The organism is Nostoc sp. DedQUE08, from assembly GCF_034530895.1.
Classification (GTDB): Bacteria; Cyanobacteriota; Cyanobacteriia; order Cyanobacteriales; family Nostocaceae; genus Nostoc.
In genome coordinates this window covers 240,122-256,247 of the sequence record NZ_JAVRCD010000001.1, presented here as the reverse complement: position 1 = coordinate 256,247, position 16,126 = coordinate 240,122, and the positions used below count along the sequence as shown (strand labels likewise).

The 16,126-nt window shown below is 42.2% G+C and carries 12 protein-coding genes; 8 read left to right on the top strand and 4 right to left on the bottom strand.

Annotated features, from left to right (window positions below; all coding sequences use genetic code 11):
- Positions 1-33 precede the first annotated feature (33 nt).
- From RMY64_RS01010 to ssuD, 4 genes are all read right to left on the bottom strand, one after another.
- Positions 34-540: a GNAT family N-acetyltransferase gene (locus RMY64_RS01010; RefSeq protein ID WP_322669994.1), complete on the bottom strand. Its 507-nt coding sequence runs from the start codon at positions 538-540 to the stop codon at positions 34-36.
- Positions 541-888: 348 nt separating this feature from the next.
- Positions 889-1,659 (bottom strand): ATP-binding cassette domain-containing protein, encoded by a 771-nt coding sequence (locus RMY64_RS01005; RefSeq protein ID WP_322669993.1) that lies wholly within the window; start codon positions 1,657-1,659, stop codon positions 889-891.
- 116 nt (positions 1,660-1,775) lie between these two features.
- Positions 1,776-2,603: an aliphatic sulfonate ABC transporter permease SsuC gene (gene ssuC, locus RMY64_RS01000; protein ID WP_322669992.1), complete on the bottom strand. Its 828-nt coding sequence runs from the start codon at positions 2,601-2,603 to the stop codon at positions 1,776-1,778.
- 98 nt (positions 2,604-2,701) lie between these two features.
- A complete protein-coding gene (gene ssuD, locus RMY64_RS00995) occupies positions 2,702-3,850 on the bottom strand; it encodes an FMNH2-dependent alkanesulfonate monooxygenase (protein WP_322699051.1) in 1,149 nt (382 codons plus the stop codon).
- An 879-nt stretch (positions 3,851-4,729) separates the two neighbouring features.
- On the opposite strand from ssuD, the gene RMY64_RS00990 reads away from it, so the two are divergent.
- From RMY64_RS00990 to RMY64_RS00955, 8 genes are all read left to right on the top strand, one after another.
- Positions 4,730-6,541, top strand: coding sequence for an iron uptake porin (locus RMY64_RS00990; RefSeq protein ID WP_322699050.1), 1,812 nt, complete (start codon positions 4,730-4,732; stop codon positions 6,539-6,541).
- Positions 6,542-7,172: 631 nt separating this feature from the next.
- Positions 7,173-8,840, top strand: coding sequence for an FAD-binding protein (locus tag RMY64_RS00985; RefSeq protein ID WP_322669989.1), 1,668 nt, complete (start codon positions 7,173-7,175; stop codon positions 8,838-8,840).
- Positions 8,837-9,166, top strand: coding sequence for a ferredoxin family protein (locus RMY64_RS00980; protein ID WP_322669988.1), 330 nt, complete (start codon positions 8,837-8,839; stop codon positions 9,164-9,166). Before RMY64_RS00985 ends, RMY64_RS00980 begins: the two co-directional genes overlap by 4 nt.
- A gap of 161 nt (positions 9,167-9,327) precedes the next feature.
- Complete coding sequence (locus RMY64_RS00975; RefSeq protein ID WP_322699049.1) at positions 9,328-10,386, top strand: ABC transporter substrate-binding protein; 1,059 nt, start codon at positions 9,328-9,330, stop codon at positions 10,384-10,386.
- Between the two features lie 268 nt (positions 10,387-10,654).
- Complete coding sequence (locus tag RMY64_RS00970) at positions 10,655-12,142, top strand: amidohydrolase family protein (RefSeq protein WP_322669986.1); 1,488 nt, start codon at positions 10,655-10,657, stop codon at positions 12,140-12,142.
- A gap of 109 nt (positions 12,143-12,251) precedes the next feature.
- The gene (locus tag RMY64_RS00965) at positions 12,252-13,733 is read left to right on the top strand and encodes an amidohydrolase family protein (RefSeq protein WP_322669985.1); all 1,482 of its coding nucleotides are present in this window, start codon (positions 12,252-12,254) and stop codon (positions 13,731-13,733) included.
- Positions 13,734-14,012: 279 nt separating this feature from the next.
- On the top strand, positions 14,013-15,194 hold the full coding sequence (locus RMY64_RS00960; protein WP_322669984.1) for an acyl-CoA dehydrogenase family protein: 1,182 nt from the start codon (positions 14,013-14,015) through the stop codon (positions 15,192-15,194).
- 62 nt (positions 15,195-15,256) lie between these two features.
- A complete protein-coding gene (locus tag RMY64_RS00955) occupies positions 15,257-16,078 on the top strand; it encodes a class I SAM-dependent methyltransferase (protein WP_322669983.1) in 822 nt (273 codons plus the stop codon).
- The last annotated feature ends 48 nt before the right edge of the window (positions 16,079-16,126 follow it).

Sequence of the window (16,126 nt, the reverse complement as noted above, 5' to 3'; positions counted from 1 at the left end):
ACATTATGATGATATTTAGTAAGATTTCAAAGTTTATTCTTTAATCTGTAAATACATAAACTCTAGATCAAAATATTGGGTATTAAATTTATACGCCATTTTCTGTGTACCATATATTTGAAAGCCCAATGATAAATAAAGTTGTTTTGCTAAAAAATTGCTTTTAACAATATCAAGTAATAAAATTTCTACTTCCTTAATAGCTTTCGCTCTTTCAATTAATTTTTTCAATAAGAGTTTACCTATACCTTTTTCCCGATATTCTTGTTTAACATACATGCTACTAATATGTGCTTTATGCCGGAGTTTTATTCTGGATTCTTGGTTGAATGCGACTATTCCAATTAAATGTTTATCCTCAAAACATCCCAAAATAAAATTGTTGTTATCTACTGGAATTCTATCCCGAAATTGTTCTATAGTTTTAATTACTTCTTCTTGATATGTTGTGCCAAATGAATCTGGATTTTTCTCTAAAGCTTCTAATCTGATCTGTCTATAATCTTCTGCATGAGCCTTTGTTAATTTTTTGACAATCATTAAATTAAATATAAGTAAGAGATACTTGTGTATTATTTAATTTTCAATAAAGCGATATAGATTATATTTTAGTTTATCTAGCTCGTAAATATAGAAAAAATTACCCAGACTAGCAAAGAGGAGAGTTGGGAGGTATTTTGAGTGTTCATATAGGACTCATATTTGATTTTTGCGAGGCTAGGTACACCTTTATTCCTTCTTCCCAGTCCCCAGTCCCTACGATTAATTCAGAAATCAAATCGGATTGCTATAAATAATTTTTTGCTATAGCAAGTTTTAATCTCGAAGTAGCCTATTTACCGCAGCTACCTCAAGTTGAATATTGATTGACTACTAAAAGCTTAAATTTCAACTACTAAGCTGTAATAACTGGTTGTTTACTTGAGTATTTTCATTGCTCATTACTCGTTCTAAAACAGCTTCTCGGATATTGATAAACACTTCGCTACTTCGATCTCGCGGGCGTGAAAGTTTCACAGGTAAATCCATAGAAATCTTTCCTTGATCGATCACTATCACTCGGTCTGCCAACGCCACAGCCTCTTCCACATCGTGAGTAACCAAAAACGCAGTAAATCTTCGCTCTTGCCACAAGTTTTCAATCAAATGCTGCATTTCTTGGCGAGTTAGAGCATCCAATGCTCCCAAAGGTTCATCTAGCAACAACAAACGGGGCTGACTGGCTAACGCTCTGGCCAATGATACCCGTTGCCGTTGTCCTCCAGACAAAACATAAGGCCACTCATCAGCTCTATCTTTAAGTCCGACTTTATTGAGTACCCACAAAGCTTTTTCACGCCAATTACCTTCTAAGCCCAACCCCACGTTCTGAATAACGCGCTTCCACGGTAGCAAGCGGGGATCTTGAAACATCACTGTTACAAAGCGGCTGAGTCTATGTAGTGGTTCTCCATCAAGTAATATTCCACCTGAAGTTGCTCTATCTAATCCTGACACAAGACGCAATAAGGTACTTTTACCACAACCACTTCGTCCGACAATAGCGACAAACTCACCTGCTTCAACTTCTAAATTAAGGGAGTTTAAAACAGTTTTCTTGCCAAAAGATTTCGTCAAATCCAAAATACTTAGTTGTGTACCCTGTACATTTGAACTCACTTGCAAAACCTCCTTTTGAGAACAATTAGAATTTAATTATTTGATGAGATGTTGAAAAAAGGAACCCACATTTAAAATCATGATTTTTCAACCTATGATTTTGGTGAACTTAGCATTTATGACTTTTGATAATTGGGATTCCAAGCCAAGAATTTTGTTTCTAATCCTCTGGCAACAGCATCTGCTAATTTACCCAGCAGCGCATAGATTACAATACTCAAAACTACAACATCGGTTTGCATAAACTCACGGGCATTCATTGCCATATAACCAAGACCGGAATCTGCTGCGATCGTTTCTGCCACAATTAGTGTTAGCCACATAATCCCCAACGAAAAACGAACACCAACGAGAATCGAAGACAAAGCTCCTGGAAAAATAATTTGCCACAGAAGTTGTGGTGTTTTTAATCCATAGACTTTTCCCATTTCAATCAGTCCAGGGTCAACACTACGGATACCATGAAATGTATTGAGATATATCGGGAAAAATACCCCCATAGATACTAGAAATAATCTAGCTTGATCGCCAATACCAAACCAGAGAATCACTAGCGGAATTAATGCCAAATTAGGGATAGTACGGAGCATTTGTAAGGAACTATCCAATAACTTTTCTGCTACACGGGAAAAGCCATTGAGCAATCCCAAACCGAACCCAATACTGCCACCAACTATAAAACCAGATATCGCCCGCCCAGCACTAATTCCTATATGTTGGAAAAGTTCTCCAGTTGAGCCAAGTTTAATTGCTGTAGCGATTACACCACTAGGGGCTGGTAAAATCCTGGTTGAAAGTAGACCAGTTCTAGAAGCAAGTTCCCAAAGAATTAATATGGTAACAGGCACAATCCAAGGAACTATTTTCTCGATTTGCGGGTTGTCTAACACCTCGCTCAGGGATATCTTGTTTTTGCTTTTGGTGCTTTTAAAGGTAATAGTCATGGAATTTGGGATTTTAGATTGTTCCAAAGGATGAATCTAGAAGCATCACCAACAAAATTAGTAATTTACTCTTTAATTACAAATTACTAATTATTAGGTCATGAAGCACTTGTGAGTTGTTTCGCAAATTTTTCATTGGCGACAATTTCGCCAACAGAACTCAAGACTGGTGGTGTTAAAGGTGCAGGTTCACTTTGCAAAGGTAGGCGGGGAAATAATAATTCAGCAGTGCGATACGCTTCTTCTAAATGGGGATATCCAGAAAAAACGAATGTTTCTATCCCCAAATTGCGATATTCCAGCATCCTAGCGGCAACAGTGTCAGGATCTCCGACTAAGGCCGTACCAGCACCACCCCGCACCAATCCAATTCCTGTCCAAAGGTTGGGGCTAATCTCTAAGGTTTCTCGGCTACCGCTATGTAGTTGACTCATGCGCCGCTGTCCTTCAGAATCAGATTGAGCTAAGTCTTTCTGAGCTTTTGCGATCGCATCCTCATCCACATACTTAATTAGCTCATTGGCTGCATCCCAAGCAGCTGACTCGGTTTCTCGCACAATTACATGCAAGCGAATCCCAAAACGAACTGTTCTACCTTGTTCAGCCGCTAGTCGCCGAACTTCGGCAATCTTTTGGGCTACTTGTTGTGGAGGTTCACCCCAAGTCAGGTAAACATCTATATGTTTAGCAGCAACCCGCTTGGCGGCAGCAGATGAGCCACCAAACCACAAAGGTGGATAGGGTTTTTGAACTGGTGGGAATAGGAGTTTACCACCTTTGATATCGAGGTAGCTTCCTTTAAAATCGACTGTTTCCCCACTGACAATACCCCGCCAAACTCTGAGAAATTCATCGGTTAAATCATAGCGATCGTCATGACTAAGATGCAAACCATCCCCAGCCAGCTGCACCGGATCTCCACCCGTCACTACATTAATTAACAATCTTCCTTTAGAAATCCGATCAAATGTTGCTGCCATCCGTGCAGCCGCACCTGGGGAAGTAATTCCTGGACGAATTGCCACGAGAAACTTCATCTGCTTGGTGACAGATATAAAAGCGGCGGCGGTTATCCAAGCGTCCTCACAAGAACTCCCTGTAGGTAACAATGCGCCTGTGTAGCCTAAACTATCCACAGCTTGGGCAATTTGCTGCAAATAATCAGGTGTGGCAACACGAGAGCCAATATCTGTGCCTAAATAGCGTCCGTCATGAGATCCAGTAGGAATAAACCAGAGAATTTGCATTTGTGTCAGACAGGGTACAAGTATATATCCTACGGCAGGTCGATCGAATTACCGTAGTTTATAGTCAGCATTTTACAGGAAATTATTTAAAACGCCAGTATAGATTAACGATTCATAAACAATAACTGCCCACAAGATTGAGTTTTTACGCACAATGCCAATCATCATGACACTTTTTTTGCAACAATAGCTGTCGTGAAGAATACAAGTTTTGTGTCAATTACTCGCCTTTTTGCGACTTTGAAGTGTTCATTTCTGGTTTCATCGACAGAAACCTTGCTAATTTGCACTTTCTAAAGATGAAAAAGTACTAGGTCTTGCATTGTACCAAGCTCTATGCAAAGATAATGCTACGAATGTACGGTAAGTCGATAGAAGTATCGTACTTCAGTAACGCTTGATGCTGTCAAAATATAGCTGATTAGAAAATAGTGTTTTCAATTAATGTTAATTGGCAAATAATCGAATTTAAATCAAGCTTGAGTCAATGTCAATAGCCATTGATGAACTTTATACAGCATAACCCAAAAAAAGGATTTTAGGATGTATTAGAAAGATCAGTTCATATAGCGTGTGGTTGAGTTTCCCTTAAAAGTAGAGAAGTCCTTGCTAAGGCAGTCATTGTCTGATTCTAGATGTTTTTAGGATTATTTTAAACGTCAGAATTCTTAGTTTGCTGCGAATTTTGGATTGGGCATTTAACTACTTAGTACTGGTTTCAATACTTATCAGAACTTTGCACTTTTTTTAGCGGCTAAAGCCCTGCTGAATCTATGTTCTAATCGTTTTTTATAAACATTAGAGCAATGATTTGTCTTGTCTTTTATGTCAAATAAAGGGCGAATTTATTCATCTTTAAGGTTGAGGAGTTAAGGAGTCATGTTGAAATTTCGCTGGAATTATAGATCCATAGTGTTGCTGCTTTCGGTGCTAGATATTCTAGCTATACTGGTAATTCATCCAGCTAAAAGTCAGGCTGAATTACCTAAATCTGATGTATCTACTATTGTAGAAGAGAACAAAGCTCCAGAAGCAGTTGTCAATCAAACAGTAGACACTTCAATTGCACCAGTCACTGTTAAAAAAGCTCCAAACGAGCTGCAAGATCGAGTGATACCTGTATCACAATTGTTGCAAGCTACACCGCCAACTAACCAAAAAACCCCAAAGAATGCAGCAGGGCAAGTAACATCCGTCTCACAACTATCTGATATTAAGCCGACAGATTGGGCATTTCAAGCATTACAGTCTCTAGTTGAGCGCTACGGTGTAATTGCAGGATATACAGATGGTACATTTAAAGGCGATCGCTCCCTAACGCGCTATGAATTTGCCGCTGGGTTGAATGCAGCTTTAGATCGCCTCAATGAACTAATAGCGACTTCAACGACAGATTTAGTCAAACGCGAAGACTTGGATACCATCAAAAAACTACAAGAACAATTTTCTCCAGAACTCGCTCAACTTCGGGGACGCGTAGATAGTCTGGAAGCACGAAATGCGAAGTTAGAATCAACTCAGTTTACGACCACAACCAAACTTATAGGTCGAGCTCAGATTGTTGCTGGCGAACTTCTGGCGGGTAATAATGTCGTCACTAAGAGAGCAGCACCTAACAATCTCACACTTCAAGGCTCAACGACTTTACGGTTAAACACCAGTTTTAACGGTAAAGATTCACTAGGTATAACAATAGGAGGTGGAAATATTGAATCACTGGGACAAACAAGAGCTGGATTATTGGGAACTTATGAGGGGAGAACTGCTGATAACTCCAGTATTACTTTTGCACGCAACACTCTTATTCTCAGTGGTGTTCGCTATCGGTTTCTACCTTTTCCAAATACCCAAGTCAACATTTATCCCTTGTCTGACGGAGCTAGTGAGATAGGTCTTTCTGGTCCGGTTAACCCATATTTTGAATCGTCTTCTGCGACTGGTGCTAATGGGATTTCGCGATTTTCCCGGCGGTCTTTGGTCTATAACTATGGAGATAGCGGCCCTGGAATTGCCATACTCCAAGGATTAGGCAAACAGGTTCAATTCGGGATAGCGTATAGCGCACCAAACGGTGGTAATCCGACACTTAATAATGGCTTATTTACAGGCAGATATTTAGCTTTAGCACAGTTAATATACTACTCCGGTAATCGGAATTTTCGGGTAGCTGCAACTTACGTTAATACCTATAGCCCACCAAATACCATAGGTTTTAGCGGAACAAATTTCGGCCCAGCAGTCGGGAGTAACCTGGTAAACAGCACCGTGCCTGGAGTAGCAACTCTAGGCAACCTTTATGGCCTACAGGCGTTCTATCAAGTTAATTCCAAGTTGGCAATCAATGGGTGGATAAGTTATGGGGTACACACCTATTTGGGGCGCGGAAATGGTGAAGCTATGGATTGGGCCGTAGGACTGGCATTCCCGGATCTTTTTAGTGAAGGTGCTTTAGGGGGGATTTTAGTTGGTATGGAGCCAAAACTCACCAGTCTTAGTAATAATATAAATTTGGGAAAAGGTCTAGGACAAGCGGACAGAGATACTTCTCTGCACGTTGAAGCATTCTACCAATATAAAATCGGAGATAATATTGAGGTTACGCCAGGTTTGATCTGGATTACTGCACCTGATTCGGATTCCAGCAATCCTGATAGTTTATTTGCTTGGGTTCGTACTGTCTTTAGGTTTTAACCGAATGGCACTCCCCGGACTGAATAAAAACAGGACTTACATTCGTTTAATCAAAAGTCCGGGGATTCTTGAGTCTTAAGGGAGCGAATGTTAGTGCCGCAAGACAAAGACAATTCAATTTCGTGTCTTTTCTATCTAGACAAAACCGTTTAGAAAAATTTATTAAACTACGGCAAACTTATCGAATTTAAGTATCTTATGAACTAAAATTCGACTACTACACAAAAGACGTTACAAAGCAAGTTCTTGAGAAAGATAATTCCGTTGATTTTACATAAATTTACGTTTGAAGTTGTTTGGTAAAATGCTTGCTTTTTGCCGAAAACTGTGAAAGACTTTATTAAGTCAAAAACTACGGTTTACCGATCAAGATAAAGTATTTAATCAATGTCAAGCTAGTTATAGCAAGGGACTGGGGACACTTCGACAAGCTCAGTGCATCGCTGGGGACTGGGTGAAAAGCCTTTTTGTATCTAAGTTTTATCGTCTGTTGATGTCCTAACCACCTTGACTGTTGCTATAGAACCTGTATTAAGCGATCGCAATTTCTAGATTTTTAAATATTTATTTTGCAGCATGGATGGGGTGAAGACTTGATGCTTAAGAGTTTATTGATGGAGGGAAATGGTAGATGCTAAAGACGTTAACAAACGATTTTGAACTCGACTTAGAAGCAGATGTACTTGTGATTGGAGGTGGGCCGGCTGGAACTTGGGCGGCATGGAGTGCTGCATCAAGTGGAGCTAAAGTTGTCTTGGTGGACAAAGGATATTGCGGCACAACTGGATGCGCTGCTGCATCTGGAAATGGTGTGTGGTACGTGCCACCCGATCCCGAAGCAAGAGAAACTGCAAAGGCGAGTCGGGAGTCGTTGGGTGGGTTTTTATCCGATCGCAACTGGATGGATCGAGTACTGGATCAGACCTATGCAAACGTCAATCAGTTAGCAGAGTGGGGTTATCCCTTCCCTACCGACGATGAAGGTAAACCCTACCGGCGATCGCTGCAAGGGCCTGAATATATGCGGCTGATGCGGCGGCAAATTCAACGCGCTGGAGTCAAGATTTTAGACAACAGCCCCGCCTTAGAATTACTGGTTGATGACGATGGTGCTGTTGCTGGTGCAACAGGTGTAAACCGTCAAACTGGTGAGAAATGGATAGTGCGATCGCAGTCCACAATTATCGCCACAGGTGGCTGTGCATTTCTCAGTAAAGCGTTAGGATGCAACGTCCTGACGGGGGATGGTTATCTGATGGCGGCAGAAGCCGGAGCCGAGATGTCGGGTATGGAATTCTCCAATGCTTATGGCATCTCTCCCGCCTTTTCTTCAGTCACCAAAACCCTGTTTTATAATTGGGCAACTTTCACCTACGAAGACGGTACTGTAATTCCAGGGGCAAGTTCTCATAGACGTTCAGTAATAGCCCAGACATTACTGCAACAGCCAGTTTACGCCATCATAGACAAAGCCGCAGAATCGATGCGGCCATCCATGCGTTTAGCACAGCCCAACTTCTTTTTACCCTTTGATCGTGCAGGTATCGATCCATTTACCCAACGTTTCCCTGTGACTCTACGCCTAGAAGGAACTGTGCGTGGTACGGGAGGAATTCGGATTGTCGATGAGAGTTGTGCCAGTTCTGTACGGGGACTCTACGCGGCGGGAGATGCGGCTACACGGGAACTGATTTGTGGCGGATTTACTGGCGGTGGTAGTCATAATGCAGCTTGGGCAATATCTTCTGGCTATTGGTCAGGGAAATCGGCTGCTGAATATGCTCGTAGTTTGGGAGAACAGAAAACTCAACGACAAGTTAAGGGTGTTGGAGAGGTAGTATTAGAGAGTGGGAGCGATCGCTCCTTAGCAACTGACGAAATTATTCAAGCAGTCCAAGCTGAAGTATTCCCCTACGAAAAGAACTATTTCCGTACAGAACAAGGCTTAACCGAGTCTTTGAGTAAGCTAAATCATCTTTGGCAAGAACTTCGCAGTAGCCAGGTAACATCAGAGAAAGAGCTTCCCAGGGCGCGAGAAGCTGCGGCAATGGTAGCCACAGCGCGATGGATGTACAGCAGTGCCATTGAACGTAAAGAAACTCGTGGTATGCACAAACATCAAGACTATCCAGAACTTGATGCTAACCAGCAACATCACTTGATTAGTGGCGGATTAGATCGAGTCTGGGTAAAAACTCAGCCTTTACTGAATGCAGAAGATATTTTCCAATCCAAAATCGCTCGACTGAGCGAAGTCGAAGTCCAAAATCTAAAATCCAAAATAGGAGCAGCAGTGTGATTGAGTTGGTCAGCGAATCGCGGTGCATAAAATGTAATATCTGCGTGAATATTTGTCCAACCAACGTGTTTGACCGTGTACCTGATGCGCCGCCAACCATTGCTCGACAGAGTGACTGCCAAACCTGTTATATGTGCGAATTGTATTGTCCAGTTGATGCTCTTTATGTTGCACCAGAAAGCGATGTGACGGCTTCAGTTAACGAGGCAGAATTGGCAGAAGTAGGGCTACTGGGTAGTTACCGGGAAAACATTGGTTGGGGACATAAACGCACCTCAACAGCAAAAGCCGATGAAACATTCCAAATTTTGAAGCAGATGAAATAGTAACGCGATGTGCAACTTATCCTTAGAACCCCGCTTCCATTCCTCTCCCCCGCAGGTAGAGAGGCTTTGATTCCTGCTCCCCTTCCCTAGAAGGGAAGGGGTTGGGGGTTAGGTCTGAGAGAAAGTTGTACACCGCGTATAGTACGGCGGAGAAAAAAGTTATGCTGTCGTTTTCAGTAGTAACAGGTTCTATTAGTAAAAATAAATTTACTTCCAGATTATCAACCTCTGTGGCTTGTATCCTACTGTTAGTTACTACAGGATGTAGCCAAGGCGAAACTAAATCTGCTCAATCCATTGAGGCTGTTAATGTCAATAACACTGTTGCTGCATCCAATAATATTTCTACACTACGTATAGGTTATGTAGGTAGTTCAGCACCGACAGGGCCACTTGGTTGGGCAAAGAAAAAAGGAATTTTAGATCGGGAGTTGCAAAAAGCAGGATTTAAAAACATTACTTTTGCAAGATTTCCTAACGGGCCGGATCTAAATGAGGCGCTTGTTGCTGGACAGCTAGATGTTGGTTCTTTAGGCGATACACCAGCCATAATTTTGAGAGCAAGGGGTCAGGAAACGCAACTGCTGCGAATTACTCAATTTAATACAACCGCCTGGTTAGTGGCGAAAAAAAATGGTGCGCGATCGCTCGCTGAACTGAAAGGTCAAAAAATAGCTACCCAAAAAGGCTCTTATATGCATAGATACCTGCTGGGTCTATTAGCTGAAGCTAAAATTGCCAAAGATGTAAAAGTTGTTCACTTAATGACTACTGAGGCAAAAGCGGCTTTAGAACGTGGTGATGTCGCAGCTTATGCAACCTCTAGCGATTTGGGGCCTTATTTGAAATCACAAGGGTTTCCAGTGATTGATTCTTCGGCAAATCATCAGGGTTTGTCAGGGACATCATTAGTTGTCGCAACCGAAAGCTTTTTGGCGAAACAGCCTGATTTTCCGCAGAAATTTAATGCAATTCTCACAGAAGCAGCTAAGGATTTAAAAGCTAATTCTGAAGAATATTATCAGTATCACGCTCAAACTACTAAATACCCTATCGATATTATTAAAGTATCGTACCCACTCAAACAGGTTTCAGAAGAACCATTACCAGCCGACGGAGTGAAACTTTTAGAGGGAACAAAGAAATTTTTAGTCTCGCAGGGTTTAGCAAAATCGGACTTTAAATTAACAGATTGGGTTGCTAAAGAACAGTCTCGTTAATTTTATCTGTCTGAGCTTGTTACACAAAAATACTCCTCACTTTAGAGGAAGATTTTATGAATATTGCTGTTGCAGCTAATGTCTACAAGTTTGTGAAGAGGAAGATGATCGGTAAAGCTGATTATCAAGATTTTATCTTTACTAATCTCGCCACATTATATGTAAAGAAAATCCCAACTTCTTCAAAAAAATGCTGGTAAGAAGAAAGTAAACAACCTTCTTAATCAGTACTATCTACCCAATCCAATTGAAAAATAAGGTAGAACCTATGACTATTGCCTTAGAACATCCCAAAAAAACCAAGTCTGCTCAAATTCGGGAAAAACTGGGTTATCCGATTATTGACACCGATGTACATACCCAAGAGTTTCCCCCAGCATTCTTGGACTATTTAGAGCAAGTTGCTGGAACTGCGATCGCACAGCGTTTTCAAGAACACTTACCCGGTGCATCTCGTTCTAAATGGTTTAAGCAATCTTGGGATGAACGTCGCACTTACCGCACCGCCCGCCCTCCTTTCTGGACTCGTCCCACTAACGATCCCCTAAATTTAGCTACTGTTAGCTTGCCGAAGTTGCTGCACGAACGCTTACAAGAAGCTGGTACAGACTTTGCCGTTGTGTACCCCAACTTGGCAACGATGGCTCCACACATCGGTAATGAAGAAATGCGGCGGGCTGTTTGTCGTGCAACTAACACGTATCACGCTGATATTTTCCGTCCTTATAGCGATCGCTTAACACCCATTGCCGCTATTCCCATGCATACGCCTGAAGAGGCGATCGTAGAATTGGAATATGCGGTGAAAGTGCTGGGACTCAAAGCAATTCAAATTCCCGGACATATCCGCCGCCCGATTCCCGCCTTCGAGAAGTATGGCGAAGAAGTAGCCAACGAAGCCATCTGGATTGATACTTTTGGCTTGGATAGTAAATATGATTACGATCCCTTCTGGGCGAAGTGTGTAGAACTGAAAGTTGTACCCACCACCCACTCTTCCGGTATGGGCTGGATTAATCGGCGTTCCATTAGCAATTACCAATACAACCATATTGGTCACTTTGCATCGGCTGGGGAAGCACTATGTAAATCTCTGTTTTTTGGTGGTGTAACTCACCGCTTCCCCACACTCAAGTTTGCTTTCTTGGAAGGAGGTGCAGCTTGGGGTGCTAGCTTGTACACCGATTTGATTTGGCATTGGGATACTCGCAATAAAGACCATTTGGTGGAAAATAACAATCCCGCCAATATCGATCGCGAAGAATTGCTAGAACTATATACCCGTTACGGTGGCGAATTAGTACATGGTCGTTTGGATCGGCTAGGTAGTGGTTTAGGTTTCCACGCTGATTTATTATCTCCCCTAGAACCAGGTGATTTGGATGAATTCGCCGTTGCCGGAGTTACCAAGCCAGAAGATATCCGCGATCGCTTTTTGAATCACTTCTACTTCGGGACAGAATCAGATGATACCCGTGTAGCTCAAGCCTTTAACCGGAAAGCTAATCCTTATGGCGACCGTGTTAAAGCCTTTTTGGGTTCCGATTCCGGTCATTGGGATGTACCTGATATTACTGCGATCGCTGCTAATACCTATTCAATGGTAGAACGAAAGATTATCAGCGAAGAAGATTTGCAATACTTCCTGTCAATTCATCCCTTGGAGTTGTACACCAGCCTCAATCGTGATTTCTTCAAAGGTACGGCTGTTGAGAAAACCGCAGATGAATTTTTGGCTGCAAAAGAGACGCGATAAATCGCCGTCTGTACAATAATCAATCCTTTGTAGAGACGGCGATTTATCGCGTCTTTGCTAAGTGGCGTCTTTGCCAATCCCTATAAACATTTGATGAGGGTAAACTATCATGACGATCGCTCTAGACCGCCCACAAAAAACCAGGTCTGCTCAAATTCGGGAAAAACTAGGTTATCCGATAATTGACACCGATGTACATACCCAAGAATTTGAACCAGCAGTCTTGGATTATTTAGAGCAAGTTGGTGGAACTGCACTTGTTGAACGTTTCAAAGAGAATTTACCAGGATCTTCTCGCTTTAAGTGGTACAAGCAAAGTTGGGAAGAACGTTTTGCTTATCGCACTAATCGCCCTAACTGGTGGGGTCGTCCGACCAAAAATACTTTGAATTTGGCTACCATTAGCTTGCCTAAGTTGTTGCACGAACGCTTGCAAGAAGCAGGTACAGACTTTGCCGTTGTGTATCCCAATTTGGCAACAATGGCCCCGAATATCGGCAACGAAGAAATGCGGCGGGCTGTTTGTCGGGCAGTTAACACCTACCATGCTGATATTTTCCGTCCTTATTCTGACCGATTAACACCCATCGCCGCCATTCCCCTACATACTCCCGAAGAAGGGATTGAAGAGTTGGAATATGCCGTGAATGTTCTGGGACTCAAAGCAATTCAAATCCCCGGTTATGTTCGTCGTCCAATTCCTGCTTTTGAAAAGTACGGCAAAGAAGTTGCTAACGAAGTGGTTTGGATTGATAACTTTGGTTTAGATAGCGAGTATGACTACGATCCATTCTGGGCGAAGTGCGTAGAACTGAAAGTTGTACCCACAACTCACGCTTCTAGCCAAGGTTGGACAACTCAGCGTTCTGTCACCAACGCCCAGTATAATCACATTAATCACTTTGCCTTTGCAGCCGAAGCATTATGCAAATCGCTGTTCTTTGGTGGAGTTACCCGCCGCTTCCCACAATTAAAGTTTGCTTTCTTAGAAGGTGGTTCGGCTTGGGGTGCTAGTCTATACGCTGATATTATTTGGCATTGGGAAACCCGCAACAAACAACATTTGTTGTCAAATAACAATCCTGCGATTATCGACAAGGAAGCACTAGTAGAGTTGTATACTCGCTACGGTGGCGAACTTGTAGACGGACGCTTAGATAAAATTGGTGACGGTTTAGGATTTCACCATCAATTATTAGCGCCAGAAAATCCGGGCGAACTCGACGAATTTGAACTAGCGGGAATTGAGAAACCAGAAGATGTGCGCGATCGCTTCTTGAATCATTTCTACTTCGGTACAGAATCAGATGATACCCGTGTAGCTCAAGCTTTTAATCGTGCCGCTAATCCCTTTGGCGATCGCGTTAAAGCCTTCTTGGGTTCAGATTCCGGTCACTGGGATGTGCCTGATATCACCGCCGTTACTGCCAACGCCTACTCAATGGCAGAACGCGAAATCATTACCGAAGAAGACCTCCGCTACTTCCTCTCAATCCATCCCTTAGAGTTGTACACCAGTCTCAATCAAGACTTCTTCAAGGGTACAGGTGTTGAGAAAGCTGCCAACGAATATCTAGCGGCTAAGAAATAACTGTCATTGGTCATTAGTCATTAGTCATTTGCAAAGGACAAAGGACAAAGGACTAATGACAAAGGACAATTACAACGTTCCATGTTCCATTTCCTCTGTTCACTTGTAGCGTGGGCAAGGCCCACTCTACATTTCTCTAAATTCTGTGTCTAATCGCAAATTATGAAACAAGACATTGTTTCACTTTCACAGAGAAACTGGTTATATTCATAAGCATTTTTGTTTGCCTTAATTACGAATTACGAATTACGAATTACGAATTATTAGGACGGTTTGATTATGGTGCTAGATATTACAAAACCGAAGGATTACGTTGACCTAGCAACTTCTCTATCCAAGGAACTTGCTCAATCCGCAGTTGAACGGGATGCTAAAGCTGGAGTTCCAGAAGAGGAAATTAATAAACTGCGTGAAAGTGGTTTGTTGCCACTGATTGTACCTAAGCAATATGGCGGCATTGGTGCAACTTGGATTGATGCTTTAAAAATTGTCAGAAAGCTATCAAAAGCAGATGGTTCAATTGGTCAGTTATATGGTAATCATCTCAATTTAACGGCTTTGGGTCACGTTTCTGGCACACCAGCCCAAAAGGAAAAATACTATAGAGAAACTGCTAAAAATAACTTATTTTGGGCAAATGCAATTAATACAAAGGATACTAGGCTGAAGATTAACCCAGAAGGCGAGAATTTTCGGGTAAATGGTGTTAAAAGCTTTGGTACAGGTATTTCCGTTGCCGATTATCGGGTATTCTCCGCTTTAGAAGATGGCGTAGAATTGCCCTTCATATTCATAATTCCCAAAGACAGGGAAGGGTTAGTTTCTAATCACGATTGGGATAATATTGGGCAACGTCGCACTGATAGCGGGAGTTATACATTTAACAATGTTCTAGTAGAAAAAGATGAGATTTTGGGGCCACCAAATCCTCATGATAGTGCCTTCTCAACTTTTCTTGGAATTATTGCCCAGCTAACAAAAACTAATGTTTATCTAGGAATTACTAAAGGAGCCTTCGCCGCTGCTCGTGAATATACTAAAACTACTACTCAACCGTGGATTACATCAGGGGTAGATAGTGCGACTCAAGACCCATATATTCTGCATCATTACGGTGACTTTTGGGTGGAAATTCAAGCTGCGATCGCTCTAGCCGACAAAGCAGCCGAGAAGGTACAAGCAGCCTGGGACAAGGATGTAGAACTGACTCATCAGGAGAGGGGAGAAGTTGCGATCGCAGTTTCCGCATCTAAAGCATTAGCGACTCGTGTAGGTATAGATATTACCAACCGCATCTTTGAAGTTACGGGAACTCGCGCTACAGCAACCAAATATGGATTTGACCGTTACTGGCGGGATTTACGAACCTTTACTCTACACGATCCTGTGGATTACAAATTGAAAGCGATCGGTGATTGGGTACTCAATGATGAATTACCCGTTATCACGCAATATTCTTAGCTAAAGACGCGATGAATTGCGTCTCTACAATCCAAAATCTAAAATCCAAAATCTAAAATCCAATGACTCAACTAAAAACACTTCCTACCTACGACCCAAGTTTATTTGAGGGAGCCGCAGAGGGCTACGCTCAATATAGAACCAAATACCCACCGATTGTATTCGACAAACTAACCGAAATATTTAATCTCAATGGTCAAGGACGACTCCTTGATTTAGGTACTGGCCCAGGATTAATTTCAATTGGTCTGCGTACCAAATTTGAGGAAGTTGTAGCGATCGATCCCGATCCCGACATGATTGCAGAAGCTAAACGGCAAGCAGCAGCAGTCGGAGCAAATAATATCACCTGGTTACAACAAGGCGCAGAATTCATCGACGCTAGTTTAGGAAAATTTAAGTTAGCCACTATTGGTAGAGCCTTCCACTGGATGGAACGCGAATTAGTACTTGAACGCCTTTATGAATTGTTAACTGATGATGGTGCATTAGCACTGCTTCAGACTGGTGATAACCCTTGGGAAAGCAATCTACCTTGGAAGCAAGCTGCTGTTGGAGTAGTGAAAAAATGGCTAGGTGAAGAACGCCGGACTGGACAACGAGGACAAGGCATTCGTAAACCACTCGATCCTCCTCATGAAGTTGTAATTGGCAATTCAGCTTTTGCTCGTCAAGAAAACTATGAAGTGCTATTTGAAAAATCTTGGACTGTCGATAGCTATCTCGGCTATTTATACACTACAGCCTTCTCTCTGAAAATTTTCTATGGCGATAACGCCCCAGCATTTGAAAAGGATCTTAGAGAAGCGCTACTAGCAGTTGAGCCGTCTGGACATTTTACAGAAGAACTCAAAGCTACAATTTTAGTCGCTTGGAAGCACTAGCAAAATTGAACGCGAATAAGACAGAGTTTCACTCACAAGTTTCAATCT